The organism is Alsobacter soli, assembly GCF_003004785.1.
GTDB classification, from domain to species: Bacteria; Pseudomonadota; Alphaproteobacteria; order Rhizobiales; family Beijerinckiaceae; genus Alsobacter; species Alsobacter soli.
In genome coordinates, this window is record NZ_PVZS01000037.1 from 1 (window position 1) to 22683 (window position 22683).

At 68.4% G+C, this 22683-nt stretch carries 24 protein-coding genes and 1 tRNA gene; 18 read left to right on the forward strand and 7 right to left on the reverse strand.

Annotated elements, in window-relative coordinates:
* Positions 1 to 193: 193 nt before the first annotated feature.
* A complete protein-coding gene (gene topA / locus SLNSH_RS21995) occupies positions 194 to 2881 on the reverse strand; it encodes a type I DNA topoisomerase (protein WP_106340025.1) in 2688 nt (895 codons plus the stop codon).
* 405 nt (positions 2882 to 3286) lie between these two features.
* Between topA and SLNSH_RS22000 the strand changes: the two genes are divergently transcribed.
* Together SLNSH_RS22000 and SLNSH_RS22005 are read left to right on the forward strand one after the other, a co-directional pair.
* Entirely contained in the window at positions 3287 to 4246 is a 960-nt protein-coding gene (locus tag SLNSH_RS22000) for an aspartate carbamoyltransferase catalytic subunit (RefSeq protein ID WP_106340027.1), read from the forward strand.
* Positions 4247 to 4257: 11 nt separating this feature from the next.
* A complete protein-coding gene (locus SLNSH_RS22005; protein WP_106340029.1) occupies positions 4258 to 5559 on the forward strand; it encodes a dihydroorotase in 1302 nt (433 codons plus the stop codon).
* Here the strand turns inward: SLNSH_RS22005 and SLNSH_RS22010 are convergent.
* On the reverse strand, positions 5544 to 6641 hold the full coding sequence (locus SLNSH_RS22010) for an acyltransferase family protein (protein ID WP_106340031.1): 1098 nt from the start codon (positions 6639 to 6641) through the stop codon (positions 5544 to 5546). The two genes, SLNSH_RS22005 and SLNSH_RS22010, sit on opposite strands and share 16 nt — an antisense overlap.
* 185 nt (positions 6642 to 6826) lie before the next feature.
* On the opposite strand from SLNSH_RS22010, the gene plsY reads away from it, so the two are divergent.
* Positions 6827 to 7426: a glycerol-3-phosphate 1-O-acyltransferase PlsY gene (gene plsY, locus SLNSH_RS22015; RefSeq protein WP_106340033.1), complete on the forward strand. Its 600-nt coding sequence runs from the start codon at positions 6827 to 6829 to the stop codon at positions 7424 to 7426.
* Positions 7423 to 8697: a DNA-processing protein DprA gene (gene dprA, locus SLNSH_RS22020; RefSeq protein WP_106340035.1), complete on the forward strand. Its 1275-nt coding sequence runs from the start codon at positions 7423 to 7425 to the stop codon at positions 8695 to 8697. The genes plsY and dprA overlap by 4 nt, the downstream gene beginning before the upstream one ends.
* Positions 8698 to 8724: 27 nt before the next feature.
* Here the strand turns inward: dprA and SLNSH_RS22025 are convergent, their stop codons facing one another.
* Positions 8725 to 8976, reverse strand: coding sequence for a hypothetical protein (locus tag SLNSH_RS22025; protein ID WP_106340037.1), 252 nt, complete (start codon positions 8974 to 8976; stop codon positions 8725 to 8727).
* Between the two features lie 231 nt (positions 8977 to 9207).
* A complete protein-coding gene (locus SLNSH_RS22030) occupies positions 9208 to 10134 on the reverse strand; it encodes an AEC family transporter (RefSeq protein ID WP_106340095.1) in 927 nt (308 codons plus the stop codon).
* Positions 10135 to 10339: 205 nt separating this feature from the next.
* Between SLNSH_RS22030 and SLNSH_RS22035 the strand changes: the two genes are divergently transcribed.
* The gene (locus SLNSH_RS22035) at positions 10340 to 10858 is read left to right on the forward strand and encodes a hypothetical protein (RefSeq protein ID WP_106340039.1); all 519 of its coding nucleotides are present in this window, start codon (positions 10340 to 10342) and stop codon (positions 10856 to 10858) included.
* Position 10859: 1 nt separating this feature from the next.
* Here the strand turns inward: SLNSH_RS22035 and ruvX are convergent, their stop codons facing one another.
* Positions 10860 to 11363, reverse strand: a complete 504-nt coding sequence (gene ruvX, locus SLNSH_RS22040) for a Holliday junction resolvase RuvX (RefSeq protein ID WP_106340041.1) — start codon at positions 11361 to 11363, stop codon at positions 10860 to 10862.
* 101 nt (positions 11364 to 11464) lie between these two features.
* On the opposite strand from ruvX, the gene SLNSH_RS22045 reads away from it, so the two are divergent.
* The 7 genes from SLNSH_RS22045 to gatB all read left to right on the forward strand — a co-directional run bounded on the left by SLNSH_RS22045 (position 11465) and on the right by gatB (position 16930).
* Positions 11465 to 12163: a metal-dependent hydrolase gene (locus SLNSH_RS22045; protein ID WP_106340043.1), complete on the forward strand. Its 699-nt coding sequence runs from the start codon at positions 11465 to 11467 to the stop codon at positions 12161 to 12163.
* Between the two features lie 203 nt (positions 12164 to 12366).
* Positions 12367 to 12654: an Asp-tRNA(Asn)/Glu-tRNA(Gln) amidotransferase subunit GatC gene (gatC, locus tag SLNSH_RS22050; RefSeq protein ID WP_106340045.1), complete on the forward strand. Its 288-nt coding sequence runs from the start codon at positions 12367 to 12369 to the stop codon at positions 12652 to 12654.
* 69 nt (positions 12655 to 12723) lie between these two features.
* Entirely contained in the window at positions 12724 to 14202 is a 1479-nt protein-coding gene (gene gatA / locus SLNSH_RS22055; RefSeq protein ID WP_106340047.1) for an Asp-tRNA(Asn)/Glu-tRNA(Gln) amidotransferase subunit GatA, read from the forward strand.
* Between the two features lie 3 nt (positions 14203 to 14205).
* Complete coding sequence (locus tag SLNSH_RS22060; protein WP_106340049.1) at positions 14206 to 14415, forward strand: hypothetical protein; 210 nt, start codon at positions 14206 to 14208, stop codon at positions 14413 to 14415.
* A gap of 15 nt (positions 14416 to 14430) precedes the next feature.
* Positions 14431 to 14739, forward strand: coding sequence for a hypothetical protein (locus SLNSH_RS22065; protein ID WP_106340051.1), 309 nt, complete (start codon positions 14431 to 14433; stop codon positions 14737 to 14739).
* 237 nt (positions 14740 to 14976) lie between these two features.
* A complete protein-coding gene (locus tag SLNSH_RS22070) occupies positions 14977 to 15342 on the forward strand; it encodes a hypothetical protein (RefSeq protein ID WP_106340053.1) in 366 nt (121 codons plus the stop codon).
* Between the two features lie 100 nt (positions 15343 to 15442).
* On the forward strand, positions 15443 to 16930 hold the full coding sequence (gene gatB, locus SLNSH_RS22075) for an Asp-tRNA(Asn)/Glu-tRNA(Gln) amidotransferase subunit GatB (protein ID WP_106340055.1): 1488 nt from the start codon (positions 15443 to 15445) through the stop codon (positions 16928 to 16930).
* Positions 16931 to 17080: 150 nt separating this feature from the next.
* On the opposite strand, the gene SLNSH_RS22080 is transcribed toward gatB, so the two are convergent.
* The gene (locus SLNSH_RS22080; RefSeq protein WP_106340097.1) at positions 17081 to 17602 is read right to left on the reverse strand and encodes a DedA family protein; all 522 of its coding nucleotides are present in this window, start codon (positions 17600 to 17602) and stop codon (positions 17081 to 17083) included.
* Between the two features lie 156 nt (positions 17603 to 17758).
* On the opposite strand from SLNSH_RS22080, the gene SLNSH_RS22085 reads away from it, so the two are divergent.
* Both SLNSH_RS22085 and SLNSH_RS22090 read left to right on the forward strand, forming a co-directional pair.
* Entirely contained in the window at positions 17759 to 18397 is a 639-nt protein-coding gene (locus SLNSH_RS22085) for a glutathione S-transferase family protein (protein WP_106340057.1), read from the forward strand.
* Complete coding sequence (locus tag SLNSH_RS22090) at positions 18394 to 18867, forward strand: GNAT family N-acetyltransferase (RefSeq protein WP_106340059.1); 474 nt, start codon at positions 18394 to 18396, stop codon at positions 18865 to 18867. Before SLNSH_RS22085 ends, SLNSH_RS22090 begins: the two co-directional genes overlap by 4 nt.
* Positions 18868 to 18917: 50 nt before the next feature.
* Here the strand turns inward: SLNSH_RS22090 and SLNSH_RS25015 are convergent, their stop codons facing one another.
* Positions 18918 to 19241 (reverse strand): hypothetical protein, encoded by a 324-nt coding sequence (locus SLNSH_RS25015; RefSeq protein WP_158266854.1) that lies wholly within the window; start codon positions 19239 to 19241, stop codon positions 18918 to 18920.
* A gap of 305 nt (positions 19242 to 19546) precedes the next feature.
* Here SLNSH_RS25015 and SLNSH_RS22100 point away from each other — a divergent pair, with 305 nt between their 5' ends.
* From SLNSH_RS22100 to SLNSH_RS22115, 4 genes are all read left to right on the forward strand, one after another.
* Entirely contained in the window at positions 19547 to 20257 is a 711-nt protein-coding gene (locus SLNSH_RS22100; protein ID WP_106340062.1) for a glutathione S-transferase N-terminal domain-containing protein, read from the forward strand.
* Between the two features lie 324 nt (positions 20258 to 20581).
* Positions 20582 to 20851, forward strand: a complete 270-nt coding sequence (locus SLNSH_RS22105; protein ID WP_106340064.1) for an SEL1-like repeat protein — start codon at positions 20582 to 20584, stop codon at positions 20849 to 20851.
* 117 nt (positions 20852 to 20968) lie between these two features.
* Positions 20969 to 21062, forward strand: a tRNA-Ser gene (locus SLNSH_RS22110).
* A 216-nt stretch (positions 21063 to 21278) separates the two neighbouring features.
* On the forward strand, positions 21279 to 22679 hold the full coding sequence (locus SLNSH_RS22115; protein WP_106340066.1) for a selenium-binding protein SBP56-related protein: 1401 nt from the start codon (positions 21279 to 21281) through the stop codon (positions 22677 to 22679).
* The last annotated feature ends 4 nt before the right edge of the window (positions 22680 to 22683 follow it).

The window sequence follows — 22683 nt, forward strand, 5'->3', positions numbered from 1 at the left end:
CGAAGCGCCTCCGCCGTCGTCCCCGGCGCCCCAGGCGCAGGAAGGGGATCCAGGGGGCGCGGCGGCGCGGTTTAGCCCTTTCGACCGTGGATCCCCTTCCCGGCCTGCTGCGCAGGTCGCCGGGGATGACGCGGGGAGGGGGCGCGCGCTCCCCTCCCGAAGGTGGGAGAGGGGCTCCTCTCGGAGAGGGCGATCAGCTCGCCTTGCGCTTGGCGGGGGCGGCGCCGTCGGGCTTGGCTCTCGCGGGCGCCTTCGCCTTGGCGGGGGCCTTCGGCTTGGCCGGAGCCTTGTCCTTGGTCGCCTTTTCGCCGGCCGCTTTCTTGGCGGTCGATTTCGAAGCCGCCGCCTTCTTGACGCCCTTCTTGGCCGGCGCGGAGGCGGCGCGGGCGGCGATGAGCTCCAGGGCCTGTTCGAGCGTCACGGCGTCGCCGGCCATGCCCTTCGGCAGGGTGGCGTTGACGGAGCCGTGCTTCACGTAGGGCCCATAGCGGCCGTCGTGGACGGTGACCGGGCCGCCCTCCGGGTGCTCGCCCAGCGCGCGACCCGCGGCCGCCCCGCCGCCGCGACTGAAGCGGCCGGCGCCGCTCTCCTTGGCGACAATGAGGTCGATCGCGCGGTTGCCGCCGATGGTCAGCACGTCGTCGTCCTTGCCGATGTTGGCGTAGGTCTTGCCGTGCTGGACGTAGGGGCCGAAGCGGCCGATGCCGGCCAGGATGGGCTCGCCGGTGGTCGGGTGCTTAGCCACCTCGCGCGGCAGCGACAGCAGCGACAACGCGAACTCCAGGTCCACGGCGTCGCGCGGCGTGCCCTTGGGGATGGTCTGCCTCTTGGGCTTCTCGCCCTCGCCGAGCTGGACGTAGGCGCCGAAGCGGCCGTCGCGCAGGGTGACGTCGAGCCCGGTGGCCGGGTCCTTGCCCAGGAGCCCGCCATCAATCGGAGACGCCTCGCCGTCGCCCGAACCCGCCGAGAGCTGGCGGGTGTACTTGCACTCGGGATAGTTCGAGCAGCCGATGAAGGCGCCGAACTTGCCGAGCTTCAGGGAGAGCTGGCCGCTGTGGCAGGTGGGGCAGAGCCGCGGGTCGCCGCCGTCCGCCTTGGGCGGGAAGATGTGCGGCCCCATGATCTCGTTGAGGGCGTCCAGCACCTCCGAGACGCGCAGCTCCTTCGTGCCGTCGATGGCGGCGGAGAAGTCCTTCCAGAACTGGCGCAGGACCTCCTTCCAGTCGATCTCGTGGTTGGAGATGCGGTCGAGGTCGCCCTCCAGGCTCGCCGTGAAGTCGTATTCCACGTAGCGGTCGAAGAAGCTTTCCAGGAACGCCGTCACCAGCATGCCCTTGTCTTCCGCGTGGAGGCGCTTCTTTTCGATGCGGACGTATTCGCGGTCCTTCAGCACCGCGAGCGTGGAGGCGTAGGTGGAGGGGCGGCCGATGCCGAGCTCCTCCATGCGCTTCACCAGCGACGCTTCCGAATAGCGTGGCGGCGGCTCGGTGAAGTGCTGGGTCGCGTCGATCTTCTCCTTGCGGAGGTCGTCGCCGGCCTGCATGGGCGGGAGGCGGCGGGAATCCTCGTCGTCGCCCTCGTCGTCTTTTCCTTCCTGGTAGAGCTTCAGGAAGCCGTCGAACTTCACCACCTGGCCGGTGGCGCGCAGCTCCAGGCGCTTGCCGCCCGCGGTCGCGGTGATGTCGACGGTGGTGCGCTCGAGTTCGGCGGACTCCATCTGGCTCGCCAGGGTGCGGATCCAGATCAGCTCGTAGAGGCGGGCCTGCTCGGGCTCGAGGTAGCGCGCGACGTTCTTCGGGAGCCGGCCCATGTCGGTGGGACGCACGGCCTCGTGCGCCTCCTGGGCGTTCTTCTGCTTGGTCGTGTACTTGCGCGGAACGGACGGCAGGTAGCGACCGCCATATTCCTTCTCGATGGTGCGGCGGGCGGAGGCGATCGCCTCCGGGGCCATGTCGACGCCGTCCGTACGCATGTAGGTGATGAGGCCGACCGTTTCGCCGCCGATGTCGACGCCCTCGTAGAGGCGCTGGGCCACCTGCATGGTGCGGGCGGGGGCCATGCCGAGCTTGCGGCTCGCCTCCTGCTGCAGGGTCGAGGTGGTGAAGGGCGGGTAGGGGTGGCGCTTGGCGGGCTTGGCCTCGACGCTCGCCACGGTGAAGCGGGCGGCCTCGAGGTCGCGCTTGAAGGCCTCGGCCTCCTCGCCCTTGCCGATATCAAGGCGCGTGATCTTCCTGCCGTCCGCGCCGACGAGGCGGGCCTCGAAGAGCGCGTTGGCGGGCGTCGCCAGGGTGGCGATCAGGGACCAGTACTCGCGCGCCACGAAGGTTTCGATCTCGCGCTCGCGGTCGCAGACGAGGCGCAGCGCCACCGACTGGACGCGGCCGGCCGAGCGGGCGCCCGGCAGCTTGCGCCACAGCACGGGGGAGAGGCGGAAGCCGACCAGGTAGTCCAGCGCGCGGCGGGCCAGGTAGGCGTCGACCAGGGCCTGGTCGATCTGCCGCGGGTTGGCCATCGCCTCCTTCACGGCGTCCTTGGTGATGGCGTTGAAGGTGACGCGCTCGATGGGCGTGTCCTTCAGGACGCGACGGGCCTTCAGCGCCTCCAGGATGTGCCAGGAGATGGCCTCGCCCTCGCGATCCGGGTCGGTGGCGAGGATCAGGCGCTCGGAGCCCTTCACGGCCGAGGCGATCTCGGAGACGCGCTTGGACGCCTTGCTCTCGATCTCCCAGAGCATGGCGAAATCCTGCTCGGGATCGACCGAGCCGTCCTTGGGCGGCAGGTCACGAATGTGCCCGAATGAGGCGATCACCTCATAGCCGGGGCCGAGATATTTGTTGATCGTCTTGGCCTTGGCCGGCGACTCGACGACGACGACTTTCATTGCAAACGCCTTTCACGACGGCCGCGCCTTCTGCGCGCCGCCCAGCCCCCCGCATGTGTCAGGCAAGCTCAAACTCTTCGCGCGGAAAGTGGGTCATGCCGCACGGCTGTGTCAAATGAGACGGGGCCGGGCTCCGTTCAAGATGGGGCGAGCGCGGCGGCGGCGCCACAGTGGGGTCACCGTCCTTGCGAGGAGCCCCGCAGGGCGACGAAGCAATCCAGGAGGGTTGGGCGCCAAGCCGCTACGCCCCGGATGGGCAGGTGCGCGCATGGCTCCTGGATTGCTTCGTCGCTGCGCTCCTCGCAAAGACGATGGAGAGAATTGCGGCCCCTTGTTGAAACCGCCTCCATCGTCCACGCCTGCGCTTGCCGCACCGGCGCAATGCTCCTATAGCCGTGGCTTCAAATGACATCTTCTGCGCCCCGGCCCCGCTTCCCTCACCGGCACCTGCTCGGCATCGAGGGACTGTCCCCGCACGACATCACCGCGCTGCTCGACCTGGCCGACGAGGCCGTGGACGTGTCGCGGCAGGTGGAGAAGAAGAAGGCGGTCCTGCGGGGGCGCACGCAGATCAACCTGTTCTTCGAGGCGTCCACGCGGACGCAGTCGTCGTTCGAGCTCGCCGGCAAGCGGCTGGGCGCGGACGTCATGAACATGTCGGTGGCCTCGTCCTCCATCAAGAAGGGCGAGACGCTGATCGACACGGCCATGACGCTGAACGCCATGCGGCCGGACCTGATCGTGGTGCGCCACCACGCGGCCGGCGCGGTGCAGCTGCTGGCCCGCAAGGTGGACTGCTCCGTCATCAACGCCGGCGACGGGGCGCACGAGCACCCGACGCAGGCGCTGCTCGACGCCCTCACGATCCGGCGCAACAAGGGCCGGATCCGCGGCCTCACGGTGGCGATCTGCGGCGACATCCTCCATTCGCGGGTGGCGCGCTCCAACCTGATCCTGCTGAACGCCATGGGGGCGGACGTGCGGGTGATCGGGCCGTCGACGCTGCTGCCTCCGGGCATCGAGCGCATGGGCGCGAAGGTGTTCACCGACATGCGCAAGGGCCTCGCCGGGGCCGACATCGTGATGATGCTGCGGCTCCAGCGCGAGCGCATGAACGGCTCCTTCGTGCCGAGCGTGAAAGAGTACTTCCGCTACTACGGCCTGGACGCCGAGAAGCTGAGCTGCGCCAAGCCGGACGCGCTGGTCATGCACCCGGGGCCGATGAACCGGGGCGTCGAGATCGCCTCCGACATCGCCGACGGCGCCCAGTCGCTGATCCGCGAGCAGGTCGAAATGGGCGTCGCCGTCCGCATGGCCGTGCTCGAGGCGCTCGCCGGCCACCTGCCCAACCAGCCGAACCCGTGAGGCCGGAGCCCATGTCCGTATCCGCGCTCCAGCCGCTCGTGCTCGCCAACGGCGTGTTCCTCGACCCTGTCACCGGTCGGGAAGAGGGAGGCGACCTCGTCGCCGAGGCCGGCGTCATCCGCGACTTCGGCCACGCGGTGCGCGGCTCGCGACCGGACGGCGCGACCGTGGTGGACTGCCGCGGCATGGTGGTCGCGCCCGGCCTCATCGACATGCGCGCCTTCGTGGGCGAACCCGGCGCCGAGCACCGCGAGACCCTGGCCTCGGCCAGCCGGGCCGCGGCGGCGGGCGGCGTCACTACCGTGGTGTGCATGCCGGACACCAACCCGCCGGTGGACGACCCGGCGGTGGTCGACTTCCTGATCCGCCGCGCCCGCGACACGGCGGTCGTGCGCATGCTGCCGGCGGCGGCCCTCACCAAAGGCCTGCATGGGACCGAGATGGCGGAGATCCGCCTGCTGACGGAGGCGGGCGCGGTGTTCCTCACCGACGGCGCGCGGTCGGTCACCAACGCGCAGGTGATGCGCCGGGCGCTCACGTACGCGCGCGACTTCGGCGGCCTCATCGTGCACCACTGCGAGGACCCGTACCTCGTGGGTGACGGCGTCATGAACGAGGGCGAGCTCGCCAGCCGCCTCGGCCTGCATGGCGCGCCGCGCGAGGCCGAAACGATCATGCTCGAGCGTGACCTGCGCCTCGTGCGGCTGACCGGCGGGCGCTACCACGCGGCCATGATCAGTTGCGCCGACTCGCTTGCAATCATCGAGCGGGCCCGCTCGGAAGGCTTGGACGTCACTTGCGGAGTTTCGATCAACTCCCTGACGTTGAACGAGAATGACATCGGGCCGTACCGCACCTTCCTCAAGCTCTCGCCGCCGCTGCGGCACGAGGATGACCGGCTGGCCATGGTCGAGGCGCTCGCGGACGGGCTCGTGGACGTGATCGTCTCCGACCACAATCCGCAGGACGTGGAAACCAAGCGCGTGCCGTTCGCGGAATGCGCCGATGGCGCCATCGGGCTCGAGACCATGCTGGCGGCCGGGCTGCGGCTGGTGCATGCGGGCGAGCTGGAGTTGGCTACCCTGCTCAGGGCCATGTCGACGCGCCCGGCCGAGATCCTGGGCCTGCCGCAGGGGCGGCTCAGGAAGGGAGCCCCGGCCGACCTGATCGTGTTCGACGCGGAGGAGCCCTTCGTGCTCGACCCGGCGACGCTCCACTCAAAATCGAAGAACACGCCCTTCGACGGCGCCCGGCTGCAGGGCGTGGTCCACCACACGATCGTGGATGGCGCGGTGGTTCACTCCGCCGGCTGAAGCGCCAGCGCACGCGCCTCACGGCGGCGCTCCCAGTTCTTGAGGTGGCGGTTCAGGACGGCCGTCAGGGGCTTCTCGAAAAGGAGGAAGCAGGCGAGCCCACCGCCCAGCGCCAGGGCGGCGGCGAGGCCGACGAAGGCCCAGAGCGGCGCGCCGGCGCCGACCAGCGCCACCCAGGCCACGGCGGCCGGGCGCAGGATGAAGGGCTGCAGCAGGTAGGTGCTGTAGCAGGCGTCGCCCAGCAGGACGCCGAAGCGCGGCAGCCGCGAGACTGTCGCCACCTGCGGGGCGAGCACGCCGGCTGCGACCAGCGCGCCGGCCGGGAGCGAGATCGTCACGAACCAGTCGAAGGCGCCCGGCTCCGTGCTGGCGCTGATCGCGATGTCCGCCACGGCGAGGGCGCACATGGTCCAGGCGGCGCCAGCCGAGATCCGGATTCCGGCCTGATAGGCGAGCGCGATGGCGAAGCCCAGGACGAAATCCAGGGTCATGAACGAGCCCCAGAAGCTGATCGCCATCCCAGGGGCGGGCATCAGTTGCGCCAGCGCGACCACGCCGACCAGGGCCCCGGTGGCGGCCGCAACGCCCCAGCGTCGGGGCAGGGCGAGGCAGACGGCGAGCACCCCGTAGAAGAAGAATTCGAGATTCATAGTCCAGCCGAGGGCCAAAACGGGGCGGATCTCGCCGTTCTCCCGCGGGGAGGGCCAGAACAGGTAGGACGACACCACGTGGCCTAGATCGGTAATCGGCACGTTGAGCAGGGTCGGGGCTAGAAGGCCGCCGACGAGCACCAGCGTGGTCAGGAGCCAGTAGAGCGGGATGGCGCGCACGAGCCGGCGGGTGAAGAACTTCACGGTGGCTTCGTGAGCAGCGAAGCTGTTGTAGCTGGTCGAGAGCAGGATGAAGCCGCTCATGACGAAGAAGACGTCGACGGCGGCCGTCCAGCGCGTGCTCTGATGGAAGATCGGATCCACCCCGATCCGCTGCGCCATCCCAAAGGTTTCATGCGCGGCGTGGGACAGGACGACGAAGATCGCCGCCAGGGCTCGCAGCAACTGAACATTGGTCAGACGACCGTGCATGATCGGGGTCTCATTTCGGGACGGCGGCCTTGCCTTTTGGCCCTGACCTGCATCAGCCGCGCCAATGTAACCTATGGCAGGGAATCCCTTGGTTTCTCGTTAAGGTGGAATGTGCGCGGGCGAAGATTGACGAACGCAGCGGGCGAGGCGACTGTCTGCCGCAACGCCTCTCAACAGTCCGCCTCATGCTCTCCTTCCTGGCTTTTCTCGCCCTCGGCTACCTGCTCGGATCCATCCCGTTCGGCGTCATCCTGACGCGGATCGCCGGGACGGAGGACATCCGCTCCATCGGGTCGGGGAATATTGGGGCCACCAACGTCCTGCGCACGGGACGAAAGGGGCTCGCGGCCGCGACCCTGCTCGGCGACGCCCTGAAAGGCACGCTGGCGGTGGCGATCGGCGCCCGCTGGGGTCTCGACCCTGCCCTGGCCGCCGCCGCAGGGGCGTTCGTGGGCCACATCGCCCCGGTATGGCTGGGCTTCAAGGGCGGCAAGGGCGTGGCCACGTTCATCGGCGGACTCATCGGTCTCGCCTTCACTGCGGTGGGCTGGATTCCGGCGCTCGCCTTCGCGGCGTTGTGGCTGGGCTGCGCCTTCGCGACCAAGTATTCCTCCGCGTCCGCGTTGCTCGCCAGCGCCGCCACGCCGCTCGTGATGCTGGCGCTCGGCCATCGGACGGCGGCGCTCGTGTACGTGGCGCTCGCAGGCATTCTCTGGTGGAAGCACAGCGCCAACATTCAGCGTCTCATGGCCGGTACGGAAGGGCGGATCGGGAGCAAGGGATGAGCCTCGACGCCGGCCGGCCTGTCCCCGGATTGACCGACGCGCAGCGGTTCGATTGGCTGCGCCTGATCCGATCCGAGAACATCGGCCCGCGCACATTCCGGGCGCTCATCAACCATTTCGGCGGGGCCGGCGCGGCCCTGGAAGGCCTGCCCGACTACATCCGCAGCCGCGGCGGGAAGCCCATTCGGATCTGCCCGGTGGCGGATGCGGAGCGGGAGTGGGAGGCGGCGCGCCGCATGGGCGTGCGCTTCATCGCCTCTGGCGAGGTCGACTACCCGGCCGCATTGCGCGCCATCGATTCCGCGCCTCCGCTCATCGCCGTTCGCGGGCAGTTCCCGGCCCTGCACAGACCCTGTGTGGCCGTGGTGGGATCCCGGAACGCCTCGGCCAACGGCCAGCAGATCGCCATTAAAATGTCGCGAGAGCTTGCGGCGGCCGGCTTCACGGTGGTGTCAGGTCTTGCGCGTGGCATCGACGCCCGGGCCCACGAGGTGACCATGGACAGCGGCACCGCTGCGGTGCTGGCGGGCGGCCATGACCGGCTCTACCCCGCCGAGCACGCTCCGTTGCTGGAGCGCATCCTCGAGCGTGGCGCGGTGGTGTCCGAGATGCCCATGGGCTGGGAGCCGCGGGGGCGGGACTTCCCGCGTCGCAACCGGATCGTTTCCGGCCTCTCGCTCGGCGTGCTCGTGGTGGAGGCGGCCCGCAAGTCGGGCTCCCTGATCACCGCGCGGTTCGCGCTCGAGCAGGGGCGGGAGGTGTTCGCGGTCCCCGGCTCGCCGCTGGATCCACGGGCGGCAGGCACGAACGACCTGCTGCGTCAGGGCGCCACCTTCACGACCTCCGCGGAGGACGTGATCGCGGCGCTCCAGCCGCTCATCGAGCAAGGACCCGGCGCGGGCGCCATCCGGGACACGGGCCAGGACGGCGCCGCGCAGGAGCCGCTCTGGGACGAACTGGACCTGTTCGGAGACGTCCCGCCGCCACCCACCGTCGCCGTCGAAGGCTATGCGTTCGAGGAGGCGGCGGCCTCGGTGGATGCGGCCCATCCAGGCTCCGATGACCGCGACGCAACGATCGTGGTCGGTAACCTGCTCGGACCCGCGCCGATCGGCCTCGACGACCTGGTTCGATCGTCGGGCCTGACGGTCGGCGCGGTCCGGTCGGCGCTGATCGACCTTGAAGTGGCCGGGCGGATCGAGCGCCATGGGGCGGGGCTGGTTTCCTTGCGGCCCGGCCCAGCCGAGCGCGGGAGCGAGCGCCCGGCCTGAGGTTCCTGCCCCACCGCTCTTCAGAGCCTACGCCGGGGTGGCGCGGCGAGCGGTGACGTTGGCTTCGATCTTCGCCATTTCCAGGAAATAGGCCAGCAGGTCGAGGTTAGCCGAGCGCGCCAGGGCGGCCATCTCGGTGGTCATCTGGGCGATGTAGCGGGCGATGTCCTCCGTGGCCGCGGGCTCCTGCGGGGCGGGCGTGAAGCCGCGCGCGCGGCCGTTCGCCGGGATGGCCGGAGGTGCAGCATAGGTTGTGGTCTGGGTCTTCAGAGCGGGCATGGGATTCTCCCGGGCATTGGTGCTCGAAAGGCCGATTCGGCCGGCGTTCCTGCGAACGAGAGGAATCTGCCTGAACAAATATCAAATGTATAGAGGCAAATGGTATCTTGCAGGTTGTAAAACGCGTTTGCAGGTTGGCTCTTTGCGTCCTTGCAACCAATCTGCCCCGTGGGATTGCAAATCGTAAAGGTTGTGTTGTGCCGCGGTAAGAGCTCGCGTTTAGCGGGCGCCCTAGGTCAGCAGGGCGAGCGCGACGGGAAGCGTCAGCAGCGCCAGAAGCGTCTGCACAGTCAGGATCTCGGCCATGAGGGACGCGTCCCCACCCATCTGACGGGCCAGGATGTAGGACCCGCTCGCCGTCGGCACGGCCGAGCAGATGACCGTGACGGCCAGCCCGGCCCCGCTCACGCCCAACGCCTTCGCGATCGTGCTGGCGACCAGCGGGAGAAGGGCGAGCTTCAGGGTCGTGGAGAGCGCCAGGGCGAGGCTCGGGCGGCGAAGACGGGACAGATCGAGGCCGGCGCCGACCACCAGGAGGCCGGCGGCCAGGGACGCGCGGCCGAGAATCTCCGTGTAGCTCATCAAGGCGGCTGGAATCGGCGGCCGGAGAATGTTCAGGACCAGGCCGACGGCGCAGGACCAGATGAACGGGTTCTTCGCGAGCGCACCGACCAGGTCGCGCCACGCGAGCCGCCGGGGAGAGGCGTAGCGGGCCAGGACCAGCACGGCGATCACGTTCAACAGCGGGATCATGCTGGCGATGGCTATGGCGCCCAGCGACGTCCCTTGCTGCCCGTAGAGGTTGGCGGCGATGGCGAGGGCCACGAAGGTGTTCCAGCGGGTGGCGCCCTGCAGCACGGAGGTGAAGGCTGGGCCATCGAGGCCCCAGAGCGCCTTCAGGGGGCGGCGGAGCGCCAGCAGAAGACCCGTCACGAGCAGGATACCCGCCACCAGCGATCCGCCAATCGGCGCCAGCGGCGCCGAGCGCAGGTCGGTGCGGGCGAGCGTCTCGATCACGAGCGCGGGAAACAGGATGAAGTAGGTCACCCGCTCGAACCCGGCCCACTGGGCCTCGTCGACCACGCGGGTCACGCGCGTGGCCCAGCCTGTGACGAGCAGCAGGAAGACAGGGATGAGGCTGGCCGCGACGGCGGGCATGAAAAACACTCCGGCTCCGGCCCTGCCGTTAAAGCATTACAAGGCGAGGCGAAACCGGCCTGGAGCACAAGCCGGTGCATTGCGGGCCAGCCGCTCCACTAAGCTTGGGCGGCGCCGTTCCGCCGCAATGCATTCAGGGCGCATTCATTTGAAAAATGTCATTTTCTCAATGTTGCGGGCTGATTGAGCCCCGCGGGGGACTACCATGTTTCTCACATTCCAGCGCTCTCGCGCGTTTCGCGCCACGGTGGGGGCTGTCGCAGTCGTTTCCATGCTGGCGGGCCTGGCGTCGACCGCAGAGGCCAGGCCGCGCCGCCCCGGCTACGCCTATGGCGGACGCCCCATCGCGCCGCCCCGCCGTCACCACGGGGGCGGGAACGCCGCCGCGTTCGCAGCCATCGCTGGCATCGCGGCGCTTGGCATAGGGGCGGCCATCGCGTCGTCGCAGAGCCGCAGGACCTATCAGACCTACGAGGATCCTTACGGGCCGGACTACGCCTACGAGCCTGCGCCGGAGGAGCCCGTCACTCTCTACGAGGAGCCCGGCTACGCGCCGCCCGTCCGCCGTCCCCCTCCACCGCCGCCGATGTACTCCCAGCCCATGCCGCGGGGCTGGGGCCATCACGCGCCGCAATGGCGCGAGCCCCACCATCCTGGAGGTCCCCACATCTCGCGCGCGGACTGGCATCGGCTGCGCATCCAGCAGGAGCGGGAGCGCCGCTGACCTATTCGAGGCGGTCCTCGTCGGCCTCCTCCTGCCGCTGCAAGGCAGCGAGGCGGTCGAGCAGCCCCTGCAGGATGTAGGCTGCGGCCATCTTGTCCACGAGTTCGTCGCGGCGGGCGCGGGAGGCGTCCGCCGCGAGCAGCGTGCGGGTGACCGCAGCAGTGGAGAGGCGCTCGTCCCAGTAGACGATGGGCAGCGGCGTGAGCTGGGCGAGGTTGCGGGCGAAGGCGCGGGTGCTCTGGACCCGCGGGCCCTCGCTGCCGTCCATGTTCAGCGGCATGCCGAGCACCAGCCCGGCGACGGCGTGCTTCGTCGCGTGCGCGAGCAGGGCGGCGGCGTCCTCGCGGAACTTGGTCCTGCGGATCGTCTCCAGGGGCGTGGCGATGCGGCGCTCGACGTCCGACAGGGCGAGCCCGATGGTCTTGGTCCCCAGGTCGAGCCCCATGAGGCGCGCGTAGCGGGGCAGGGCGAGGATGGGCGCGAGGTCGGTGCCGGGCTGGGTCATGCGCCTTCTTGAAGGCTCGCCCTCCGCGGAGCAAGCGCCGATTGCCAGCGGACGCGCCGCCGCTACATTCTCGCCCACCGTCCGAAGGCGAGGAGAGTTCCATGAAGATCACCTGGTTCGGCCATGCCGCGTTCCGGCTCGATTTCGGCGGCAAGGCCGTGCTCATCGACCCGTTCTTCACCGGCAACCCGGCCTTCACGTCGGACCGCGCGGCGGCCGTGAATGGGGCGACGCACATTCTGATCACGCACGGGCATGGCGACCACATCGGCGACACGGTGGCCATCGCCAAGGAGACCGGCGCCAAGGTCGTCACCAATTACGACCTGTGCATGTATCTGGCTTCCCAGGGCGTGCAGAACTTCGACCCGATGAACACCGGCGGCACGATCGACGCCGGCGGCTTCCAGGTGTCGCTGGTGCGGGCCGACCACTCGGCCGGCCTCGTGGAGGCGGGCGTCGGCTTCCCCCTGGGCTTCCCCAACGGGATCATCGTGAGGGCGGAGGGCGAGCCCACCGTCTACCACATGGGCGACACGGACATCTTCGGCGACATGGCGCTGATCAACGAGATCTACGCTCCCAAGATCGGGCTCGTGCCCATCGGCGACCGCTTCACCATGGGGGCGGCCTCCGCGGCGCTGGCCTGCAAGCGCTTCTTCCAGTTCCAGACCGTGATCCCGTGCCACTACGGCTCGTTCGGGATCGTCGACCCGACAGCGGACAAATTCGTGGCCGCCATGCAGGGAAGCGCGACCAAGGTGCTCGTGCCCGAGAAGGGCGTCGCCATGGAGGTGTGAGGCGTCTGTCCGACTTCAGCCGTCCTGGCCGGGCTTGTCCCGGCCATCCACGCCCTCCAAACGCGTGGAGAGCCCGGAGAAATGAACGGGAGAGGGCGGTCGCCTTGCGTCACTCTTGGCGCCTGTTGCGGCTGCGAAGGGGGCGGTGCTATAGCCCGCAGCGGCCGGGCGCGGGTTCGGCCGCCGTTTCCGAAGAGGTCCGAATGTCCGTCGACCAGGCGACCGTCCGGCGCATCGCGCATCTTGCGCGCATCGCCGTCACCGAGGAGGAGGTGCCGCACCTCCAGGGCGAGCTGAACGCCATCCTGGACTTCGTGGAGCAACTCAACGAGGTCGACGTCTCCGGCGTAGAGCCGATGACATCGGTCACCCCCATGGTGATGAAGAAGCGCCAGGACGAGGTGACGGACGGCGGCATCGCCGACGTCATCGTCGGCAACGCGCCCATGACCGAGGACCACTACTTCATGGTCCCCAAGGTGGTCGAGTAACCGCCGCCACCCTTTCCGCCGATTGCGGCGACCTCCGGGCCAGGCCCGGCAGGAGACAGAGTTGATCCCATGACCGACCTGACCGACCTCACCCTCGCCGAGGCCCGTGACGCGCTGAAGGCCAAGAAGGCCTCCTCGGCGGAGATCACCGGCGCGTTCCTGCAGGCCATGGAGGCTGCGCGGGGCCTCAACGCCTATGTGCTGGAGACGCCCGAGCAGGCTCTCGCCATGGCCAAGGCGTCGGACGAGCGCCTCGCCAAAGGGCAGGGCGGCCCGCTGGAAGGCCTGCCGCTCGGCATCAAGGACCTCTACGCCACCAAGGGCGTGCGCACGACGGCGTGCTCCAACATCCTGGGCAACTTCGTTCCGGGCTACGAGTCCACGGTCACGTCGCAGCTGTGGCGCGACGGGGCGGTGATGCTCGGCAAGCTCAACAACGACGAGTTCGCCATGGGCTCCTCCAACGAGACCTCGGCCTTCGGGCCGGTCAAGTCGCCCTGGCGGCGCGAGGGCTCCAACGCCGCGCTGGTGCCGGGCGGGTCCTCGGGCGGGTCCTCGGCGGCGGTCGCGGCCCGGTTGTGCCTGGGCGCGACGGCGACCGACACGGGCGGCTCCATCCGCCAACCGGCGGCCTTCACCGGCACGGTCGGCATCAAGCCGACCTATGGGCGCTGCTCGCGCTGGGGCATCGTGGCCTTCGCCTCGTCGCTGGACCAGGCCGGGCCGATCGCCCGCACGGTGCGCGACAACGCCATCCTGCTGCGCTCGATGGCCGGACATGACCCGAAGGACACGACCTCGGTAGACATGCCGGTGCCGGACTACGAGGCGGCGGTGGGCCGGTCGATCAAGGGCATGAAGATCGGCATTCCGAAGGAATACCGCGTCGACGGGATGCCGGCGGAGATCGAGGCGCTCTGGCACAAGGGCGCCGAATGGCTGCGCGCGGCCGGCGCGGAGATCGTCGAGGTGTCGCTGCCGCACACCAAGTACGCGCTGCCGGCCTACTACATCGTGGCGCCTGCGGAAGCGTCCTCCAACCTCGCCCGCTATGACGGCGTTCGCTATGGCGTTCGCGTGCCGGGCAAGGACATCGTCGAGATGTACGAGAAGACCCGCGCAGCGGGCTTCGGCAAGGAGGTTCGCCGGCGCGTCATGATCGGCACCTATGTGCTGTCGGCCGGCTACTACGACGCCTATTACGTGAAGGCCCAGAAGATCCGCACGCTGATCAAGCGCGACTTCGAGCAGGTCTACGCCCAGGGCGTGCACGCCATCCTGACGCCTGCCACGCCGTCGGCCGCCTTCGGCGTCGGCGAAAAGGGTGGGGCGGATCCGGTTGAGATGTATCTCAACGACGTGTTCACCGTGACGGTGAACATGGCCGGCCTGCCGGGCATAGCCGTGCCGGCCGGGATGTCCTCCGATGGCCTGCCGCTCGGGCTGCAGCTGATCGGCCGGCCGTTCGACGAGGAAACTCTGTTCTCCGCCGGGGAGGTGATCGAGCAGGCGGCCGGCCGCACCAAGCTTCCCGATCCCTGGTGGTGAGTCGTGATCAGCGCGGTCGTCGCCTCCGTGTGCCTGACCGCGCTGCAGTGGATGCTTTGGGCGACGGCCGGTCTGCTTGGCGTGCTCGTCGTCGTGCAACTGGCGCGCGGCGAACCTGAGGCGCAGCCGTTCATGACAATCGCCGCCGCCCTCGCCATGGCCGCCCTGGGCTGGGCTTGCGGCGCGATCGGTCGGCGGCTCGCGCCGCGCTGAAACTCGGAAACCTCCATGCCTCCGCATTTCTGGCAGGACCTTGAGCCTTACCGCTGGGTCATCCTGCTCGCCTTCGTCGATCCGGTTGTGGTCGCCATCGGCCTATGGATGGGCTGGCACGCCGACCAGGCGGCCAAGCTTTTCCTGGCCGGGCTCGCGGCGACCATCGCCGCCGTGGCGGTGAGCTTCCTGCTGCGCTTCGTCGGGATCAGCTGGTTCGAGGGCGGCTACTATTTCGGGGGCGCGCACGCGCTCGTCCGCTTCTTCGCCGGCGTGCTGTGGGCCGCCATAGGGTATGGGGCGAGGCGGGCGAGGGGCGTTTAGAGGCTTCTCCCGTCATGCGAGCGCAGCAATGCAATCCAGTGGACGCCCGGCCTCTGGGTTGCTTCGTCGCTGCGCTCCTCGCAATGACGGAGAGGGGTTTTAGCCCTCGATGAACGAGACGCCAGAGCGCCTTGTCCATGAGCGGCGCGGTGGGCGGGCGCTCGCCCTCCTTTGCACGCGTTGGTTCTGCGGCTTTTCCGGCTTAGCATCAGGCGTCCGCCACCCGGGTGCAGGCCCATGAACGACTCCGCCAAGCCCGAGGTCGCCCTCGCCGAGGAGCGGATCGACTCCACCTTCCGCAACGGCTCCCTGACCGCCATCGGCGTCGTGGTGGGCTTCTCGCTCAGCTTCCTGAGCCGCTGGGCGGGGTTGCCAGGCGAGTGGACCCGCGTGGACCTGGTCGCGGTGGCGGTGATCCTGCTCGGCATCGCGCTGCAGATCATGTCGCTGTCGGTGATGCTGGGCATCCGCTCCCTGCTGGTCCGGCGTTACAAGCTCGCCGTGCGCCTGTTCCTGACGGGGCTGTCGGCCGTTTGCCTGGGCGTGCTCTTGGCGGTGTTCGCCTCGGTGGTGGGGCTTGGCCCCGGCGTGCTGGGAGGTTGAGCCGGTTCGTCGGCCGCCAGCCCCTTGACCCCGCGCCCCCGAGAACCCAAAAGCGGGGCGCGAGGCTTCGCGCCCTCATCGACACGAGAGACCAGACCCGATGAACGCCATCGTCGACAGCCGCACCATGGACCCCAAGAAGCTCATCAAGGGCGCCACGGGGGATTGGGAGGTGATCATCGGCATGGAGATCCATGCCCAGGTGACGTCGAAGTCGAAGCTGTTCTCGGGCGCCTCCACGGAATTCGGCGGCGAGCCGAACGACCACGTGTCGCTCGTGGACGCCGCGATGCCGGGCATGCTGCCGGTGATCAACGAGGAGTGCGTGCGCCAGGCCATCCGCACCGGCCTCGGCCTCAAGGCGCAGGTCAACCTGCGCTCCACCTTCGACCGCAAGAACTACTTCTACCCGGACCTGCCGCAGGGTTACCAGATCAGCCAGTACAAGAGCCCCATCGTGGGCGAGGGCGAGGTGGTCGTGGACCTGCCGGAGAGCGGCGGGCAGATCACAGTGGGTATCGAGCGCCTGCATCTCGAGCAGGACGCGGGCAAGTCGCTGCACGACCAGCATCCCACCATGAGCTTCGTGGACCTCAACAGGTCCGGCGTGGCGCTGATGGAGATCGTGTCCAAGCCCGACATGCGTTCCTCGGAGGAGGCGCGCGCCTACGTGACGAAGCTGCGGACCATCCTTCGCTATCTCGGCACCTGCGACGGCGACATGGAGAAGGGCAACCTGCGCGCCGACGTGAACGTCTCCGTGCGTCGCCCGGGCGAGCCCTTCGGCACGCGCTGCGAGATCAAGAACGTGAACTCGATCCGCTTCATCGGCCAGGCCATCGAGGTCGAGGCGCGGCGGCAGATCGGGATCCTGGAGGACGGGGGCGTGATCGACCAGGAGACGCGCCTCTTCGACCCCGGCCGCGGAGAGACGCGCTCCATGCGCTCCAAGGAAGAGGCGCACGATTACCGCTACTTCCCGGATCCGGACCTGCTGCCGCTCGAATTCGACCAGGGCTATGTGGACGATCTCGCCCAGCATCTGCCCGAGCTGCCCGACGCCAAGAAGGCGCGCTTCATCGCCGACTACGGCCTGACTCCCTATGACGCCGGCGTGCTGGTGGCCGAGCAGGACCAGGCCGCCTATTACGAGGCGGTGGCCAAGGGCCGCGACGGCAAGGCCGCGGCGAACTGGGTGATCAACGAGCTGTTCGGCCGCCTGAACAAGGAGGGCAAGGACGTCACCACCTCGCCCGTGTCGCCGGAGCAGCTGGGCGCCATCGTCGACCTGATCGGCGAAAACGTGATCTCCGGCAAGATCGCCAAGGACCTGTTCGAGATCGTCTGGACCGAGGGCGGCGACCCGCGCCAGATCGTCGAGAGCCGCGGCATGAAGCAGGTCACGGACACCGGCGCCATCGAGGCCGCCGTGGACGCGGTGATCGCCGCCAACCCGGACAAGGTCGAGCAGGCCAAGGCCAAGCCGACCATGATCGGCTGGTTCGTCGGGCAGGTGATGAAGCAGTCGGGCGGCAAGGCCAACCCGCAGGCTGTGAACGAGATCCTGAAGGCGAAGCTGGGGATCTGAGACTGCACCTTCTCCGTCATTGCGAGGAGCGCAGCGACGAAGCAACCCAGGGACCGGGGCGGGCAAATGAGGTTTGCGCCCTGTCCCCCTGGATTGCTTCGCTGCGCTCGCAATGACGGTGAGCGAGGGTCCTCGCGCCGCTCAAGGACTTCAAATCCAGCCCTTCAGCGCCTCCACGCCGAAGGCGCCGGCGCCGAGCGTCCAGGTCGCCCAGGCGAAGGCCGAGAGCCAGTTCGCCAGCTGGAAAGACCACTGCGGCATCTGGCAGGCGCCCGCCACCAGCGGGACGGCCGCGCGCAGAGGGCCGAGGAACCTGCCGAAGAACACGCCTGCCCAGCCCCACTTCTCGAAAGCGGCGTGGCCGCGCGGCAGCAGGTCAGGGTGCTTGTTCAGCGGCCACATGCGGGCGATCGGCTCGTGGTAGTGGTAGCCGAGCCAGTAGGAGAGCCAGTCGCCCAACGCGGCGCCGAGGGCGGCGGCGAGCCAGAGCGGCACGAAGGCCATGCCGCTGGCGCCGATCATAAGGCCCACGCCCCAGAGGATGACGGTGGCGGGCAGGAGCAGGGACACGAAGGCCAGGGATTCGCCAAAGGCCAGGAGGAACACGATCGGGATCGCCCATCCCTCGTGCTCACGGAGGAAAGCGAGCACGGGCTCGGCGAAATCTGGCATGTTCAAGCAGTCGTCTCCTGGCTCCCGCAGAGGTGGGAACGGCCGCGCATAAATCAACCGAGTGCGCGCCTTTCATTGCCGCGCTCGCGCCGGCTTGCAGGCCCACGGCGGCGCGCTACTGTCGCGCCGGACACCCCCGCGAGCACGAGGTTGATCATGAGCGCGCGCTATACCCTCCACGGCATCTTCCTGTCTGGCCCGAGCTACACGGTGGCGCTGGCCCTGTCGCTCGCCGGCGAGCCCTTCGACTATGTCCACGTGAACCTACGCGCGGGCGAGCAGAAGTCGCCCGAGTTCCTGGCCAAGAACCGGTTCGGGCAGGTGCCCTGCCTCACCGACAAAGCCAATGGCCGCAACCTGTGCCAGTCGGCCGCCATCCTGGAATACATCGCCGACAAGACCGGCAAGCTTGGCGGCGCCACCTTGGAGGAGCGGATCGCCGCGCGCGAATGGATGTTCTGGTGCTGGGACAAGCTGGTCGCGCCGATCTACCGGTCGCGCATGGCCAAGCTTGGCCTGCGCCCTCTCGATGAGGCGACGCTCGCCATGTACGCGGCCGACGGCGCGGCGGCGCTGGGCTTCCTGGACAAGTCGCTCGCCGGGCGCGACTGGCTGGTCGGGGAGGGCGCGACGATCGCCGACATCGACCTCTATGGCGTCGTCCACTACGCCGGGGAGGCCGGCTTCGACCTCTCGCCCTACGGCAACATCAACGCCTGGGTGGCGCGGGTCCGCAGCCTGCCGGGCTTCGGCGAGCCGGCGCAGCTGCTTCCGGCGGAGAGCCGCGCCGCGTGAGCGCGGACGGGCAGGAGCTCGTGATTCGGGAGGCTCGCTCCGGCGACCTCCCGGCCATCGTGCGCCTGCACGAGGCCGACGCCGCGATCGGCCAGGGCGACGTCTGGTCGGACCAGAGCCGACCGGCCTACGAGCAGGCCTTCGCCGAGATCGACCGGCATCCGGACCACGTGCTCTATGTGGCCGAGCAAGGCGGCGAGGTGGTGGGAACGCTGCTGCTCAGCTTCATGCCCGGACTCACCGGGCGCGGCGCCCGCCATGCGGTGCTGCGGGCCGTTCAGGTCAGCGCAGACCGCCGTTCGGGTGGCATCGGGGCGCAGATGGTGGCCGTGGCCGAGGCGGAAGCCGCCCGGCGCGGCGCGTCTTTGTGCGAGCTGATGTCCAACATGCGCCGGGTGGACGCTCACCGCTTCTACGAGCGGCTCGGCTACGCGCGCAGCCACTACGGATTCAAGAAGCGGCTACGATAGAAAAGCCCCCGGTCGCGGCCGGGGGCTTCGGGATCACCGAGTTTGCCAGCTCACTTCTTCTTCAGGCACTCGCTGGAGAACTGGCGCCAGGTCTTGCCCTCGGTCTTGCCGGCCTTCTTGGCGGCCTGCCACTCGGCGCCGCATTCCTTCATGCGGTTGCGGGCGGCCATTTGGGCTTCCGAAGGCGCCTTCTTCTCAGCCGCCGGGGCGGCGGCCGAGGGCGCAGCCGGCGCCGTCGGGGCAGTGGCCGGCGCGGCGGGAGCCGCCGTGGTCGCGGGCTTCTTCAGGGGATTGGTGGTCGCGGCCGTCTGGGCCAGGGAGGGGGCGGTGGCCGCCAGCATGATGGCGAGGGCGGCGAAAAGGCTGGTCTTCATGGAAAAGAACTCCCCATGCCTCGGGGCCACAAGCCCACGGCGGGAACCCGCCGCCGTTGCAGACTTTCCGCGAACGCGAAGCAACGTAGCATCCTTGATGCAAGAACGCCGGGCAAGGGGGCGAAGCTCATCCTTGCGCACTATCAATCTCCGGCCGGGCGCCGTCAGCGGCTCATCCGGGCGGCGAAGCCGGTCGTTGCGGCGCGAGCCCGCTTGAACGCGGGACGGCTTTGCGCGCGTTCGGCTTCCCGCGGAGGAGGGCGCGTCCTACCTTCCGGGCTCCAGCACCGCCGAGGAGCCCGAACATGGCCGCAGCACCCGGAAAGCCCATCGAACTGTATTACTGGCCCACGCCCAACGGCTGGAAGATCAGCATCATGCTGGAGGAAACAGGGCTGCCCTACACGGTGCTCCCCGTGAACATCGGCAAGGGCGACCAGTTCAAGCCGGAATTCCTCGCCATCTCCCCCAACAACCGCATGCCGGCCATCGTCGACCCGGACGGTCCCGGAGGCCAGACCATCTCGGTGTTCGAGTCCGGCGCCATCCTGCAGTACCTCGGTCGCAAGACGGGGCAGTTCTATCCCGCCGACGAGCGTCAGCGCGTGGCGGTCGAGGAATGGCTGTTCTGGCAGATCGGCGGCCTGGGGCCCATGGCCGGGCAGGCCCACCATTTCCGAATCTATGCGCCCGAGAAGGTGCCTTATGGCATCGCCCGCTACACCAACGAGGTGAACCGGCTCTACGGCGTGATGAACAAGCGCCTCGCCGACCATGAGTACCTGGCCGGGGCCTATTCGATCGCTGACATGGCCTGCGTGGGCTGGGTGAAGGGCTGGGAGCGCCAGGGCCAGAACCTGGACGACTTCCCGCACCTGAAGCGCTGGTTCGAGACCGTGATGGCGCGCCCGGCGGTCGTGCGCGGAATGGCGGTGCTCGCGGAGGAGCGCAACAAGGTGGATCTCTCGAAGGACAAGGAGGCGCAGGCCGTTCTGTTCGGGCAAAAGGCGCGCTGAAGGATGTGCGGCGGCCCCAGTGGTCGCCGCCCCGCCGCGGCCGGCGCAGCCGTCGCCAGAGTCAACGAAAAATGAAGCGCCGGGCGGCCACGTCGGCCCGATTGCCTTGAAAGTTCGACGTTTTCCGGAGTTCTGCGGTGAATCGGAAGTAAAGTTCACCCTTCATTTTCGATTCGATTACCGCTTGTTTAGCGTCCTGATTCACGAGCCTTTGAAACAATTGCCGTTCAATAGCCCCATGACGGCGAGGTGAAAGCAACGTGATCGCTTCGCCAAAGATCTTCGATAATCTCCGCGAAGCGGAGTTCATTGGGAAACAGGATCATGGCGCGTTTTGAAATGAACACGGCCGAAATGGCCTGCATCGCTTCCGCCGAAATGGACGGATTGGCTTTCCTGGAACTGGGCATGATGTACGCCGCCGGGCGTTCGGCGCCGGTGGATCGGGTCGAAGCCCACAAGTGGCTGAACATCGCCGCCATGCGGGGCTGCCGCGAGGCCATCGGGCTGCGCGCGGAACTCGCCTCCGAGATGAGCCGCGAGGAGATCGCCGAGGCCCAGCGCGCCGCGCGCCTGTGGCTCACGGTCCACTGATCGGGGTGACCCGCCGCGGCTCGCCTGGGGCCGCCCACGACCCGGGCGCAGCGACCGCGGAGAGAGCAATCAGGGCCGTTGACCCGTAGCCCCTGATCGCCTAGACCTTGCCCCGCCGGAGACGTGGCCGAGTGGCTGAAGGCGGCGGTTTGCTAAACCGTTATAGGGTTGTAAAGCCCTATCGAGGGTTCGAATCCCTCCGTCTCCGCCAGCGCCTTGTCCTGGCTACCTGGGCCGGATCGGCCGTTTGCCGGCGGCCTCATTGAGAGCCGGTATCTTCAGACCGAGCCCGCCATTACCGGTTAGGGCGGTGTAAAACGGCACAGACCGGTCGCAAGGCATTATTCGACAATAGGTTGGTCCCCGCTTCGCTCAGGCGAAAGCGCCCTCGCACTCGGACATCAACTCCGAAGGAAGGGAACAGACCATGACCATGCGGCCTGACCCCACATTTTACGCGACACCGCGGCTCGCGATGGAGGCTCCGCCCGAGAAGCACGCCTATGCGCTCATGCTGAGCGGCGATTTCTCCCAGCCCGACGGACTGGCCGTCATTGATGTCGACCCCGCTTCGAAGACCTGCGGCTCCATCGTCTACACGGTGATGATGCCCAACAGGGGCGACGAGTTTCACCATTTTGGCTGGAATGCGTGCTCATCGGCGCTGTCGCCCCTGACCGGGCACGCTTTCCTCGAGCGGCGCTACCTGATCATCCCCGGGATGCGCTCGTCCCGCATCTATGTGATCGATACGAGGCCGGACCCGACCCAGGCATCGATCCACAAGATCATCGAGCCGGAGGAGATCTTCCGGAAAACCGGCTACTCCCGTCCGCACACGATCCACTGCGGGCCGGAAGGCATCTACGTCTCGACTCTTGGGGGCGGCGGAGCCGACGGCACGCAAGGCCCGCCCGGCATCTTCATCCTGGACTGCCAGACCTTCGAAGTGCTGGGCCGCTGGGAGATCGATCGCGGCCCGCAGGACAAGCACTATGATTTCTGGTGGAACCTGCCTCGCGACTACATGGTCTCGAGCGAATGGGCGCTGCCGCCGCAATTCGAGAACGGCATCGTTCCCGAGGATCTCCTGTCCAACAAATACGGCCACCGGCTGCATTTCTGGGACCTGAGGGCTCGCCGGAACGTGCAGACGATCGACCTCGGCGCCAACCACCAGATGGCGCTCGAAGTCCGTCCGGCCCACGATCCCGTCAAGGAATATGGCTTCGTCGGCGTCGTGGTGGACACGACGAACCTCGAGGGGTCGATCTGGACCTGGTGGCGGCAGGGCGGCTCCTTCCATTGCCGCAAGACGGCGACGATCCCGCCCGAGCCGGCCTCCAAGGATATTCTTCCACCCCTGCTGCAGGGTTTCGAGGCCGTGCCGCCTCTGGTCACGGACATCGATCTCTCGCTCGACGACCGGTTCCTCTACGTCTCCTGCTGGGGCACAGGCGAGATGCGCCAATACGACGTTTCTGATCCCATGGCGCCGAGACTGGCGGGTTCGGTGCACATCGGCGGCATCGCGCGCCGGACGAAGCACCCGGGCGGCGTCGACTTCCAAGGCGGCCCGCAGATGGTCGAGATCAGCCGCGACGGCAGGCGCGTCTACTGGACCAACTCACTGTACTCGACCTGGGATGACCAGTTCTATCCGCGCGGGATCCCTGGAGCGATGGTGAAGGCCAATGCCGGAGCGAACGGCGGCCTGGAACTCGACCCGAACTTCTTTGTCGAGTTCCCGAAGGGCTATCGCTCCCACCAGATCCGCCTCGAGGGCGGCGACTGTTCCACGGACTCGTTCTGCTACCCCTCGGTGTGATCGC

Coding starts and splice junctions, on each gene's coding strand:
- SLNSH_RS22115 (WP_106340066.1), top strand. CDS start 21,279: ATGACCATGCGGCCTGACCCCACATTTTACGCGACACCGCGGCTCGCG.
- SLNSH_RS22100 (WP_106340062.1), top strand. CDS start 19,547: ATGGCCGCAGCACCCGGAAAGCCCATCGAACTGTATTACTGGCCCACG.
- SLNSH_RS25015 (WP_158266854.1), bottom strand. CDS start 19,241: ATGAAGACCAGCCTTTTCGCCGCCCTCGCCATCATGCTGGCGGCCACC.
- SLNSH_RS22085 (WP_106340057.1), top strand. CDS start 17,759: ATGAGCGCGCGCTATACCCTCCACGGCATCTTCCTGTCTGGCCCGAGC.
- SLNSH_RS22070 (WP_106340053.1), top strand. CDS start 14,977: ATGAACGACTCCGCCAAGCCCGAGGTCGCCCTCGCCGAGGAGCGGATC.
- gatB (WP_106340055.1), top strand. CDS start 15,443: ATGAACGCCATCGTCGACAGCCGCACCATGGACCCCAAGAAGCTCATC.
- SLNSH_RS22025 (WP_106340037.1), bottom strand. CDS start 8,976: ATGCCCGCTCTGAAGACCCAGACCACAACCTATGCTGCACCTCCGGCC.
- gatC (WP_106340045.1), top strand. CDS start 12,367: ATGTCCGTCGACCAGGCGACCGTCCGGCGCATCGCGCATCTTGCGCGC.
- plsY (WP_106340033.1), top strand. CDS start 6,827: ATGCTCTCCTTCCTGGCTTTTCTCGCCCTCGGCTACCTGCTCGGATCC.
- ruvX (WP_106340041.1), bottom strand. CDS start 11,363: ATGACCCAGCCCGGCACCGACCTCGCGCCCATCCTCGCCCTGCCCCGC.
- dprA (WP_106340035.1), top strand. CDS start 7,423: ATGAGCCTCGACGCCGGCCGGCCTGTCCCCGGATTGACCGACGCGCAG.
- SLNSH_RS22005 (WP_106340029.1), top strand. CDS start 4,258: ATGTCCGTATCCGCGCTCCAGCCGCTCGTGCTCGCCAACGGCGTGTTC.
- SLNSH_RS22035 (WP_106340039.1), top strand. CDS start 10,340: ATGTTTCTCACATTCCAGCGCTCTCGCGCGTTTCGCGCCACGGTGGGG.
- SLNSH_RS22105 (WP_106340064.1), top strand. CDS start 20,582: ATGGCGCGTTTTGAAATGAACACGGCCGAAATGGCCTGCATCGCTTCC.
- SLNSH_RS22065 (WP_106340051.1), top strand. CDS start 14,431: ATGCCTCCGCATTTCTGGCAGGACCTTGAGCCTTACCGCTGGGTCATC.
- SLNSH_RS22000 (WP_106340027.1), top strand. CDS start 3,287: ATGACATCTTCTGCGCCCCGGCCCCGCTTCCCTCACCGGCACCTGCTC.
- gatA (WP_106340047.1), top strand. CDS start 12,724: ATGACCGACCTGACCGACCTCACCCTCGCCGAGGCCCGTGACGCGCTG.
- topA (WP_106340025.1), bottom strand. CDS start 2,881: ATGAAAGTCGTCGTCGTCGAGTCGCCGGCCAAGGCCAAGACGATCAAC.
- SLNSH_RS22045 (WP_106340043.1), top strand. CDS start 11,465: ATGAAGATCACCTGGTTCGGCCATGCCGCGTTCCGGCTCGATTTCGGC.
- SLNSH_RS22010 (WP_106340031.1), bottom strand. CDS start 6,641: ATGCACGGTCGTCTGACCAATGTTCAGTTGCTGCGAGCCCTGGCGGCG.
- SLNSH_RS22030 (WP_106340095.1), bottom strand. CDS start 10,134: ATGCCCGCCGTCGCGGCCAGCCTCATCCCTGTCTTCCTGCTGCTCGTC.
- SLNSH_RS22080 (WP_106340097.1), bottom strand. CDS start 17,602: ATGCCAGATTTCGCCGAGCCCGTGCTCGCTTTCCTCCGTGAGCACGAG.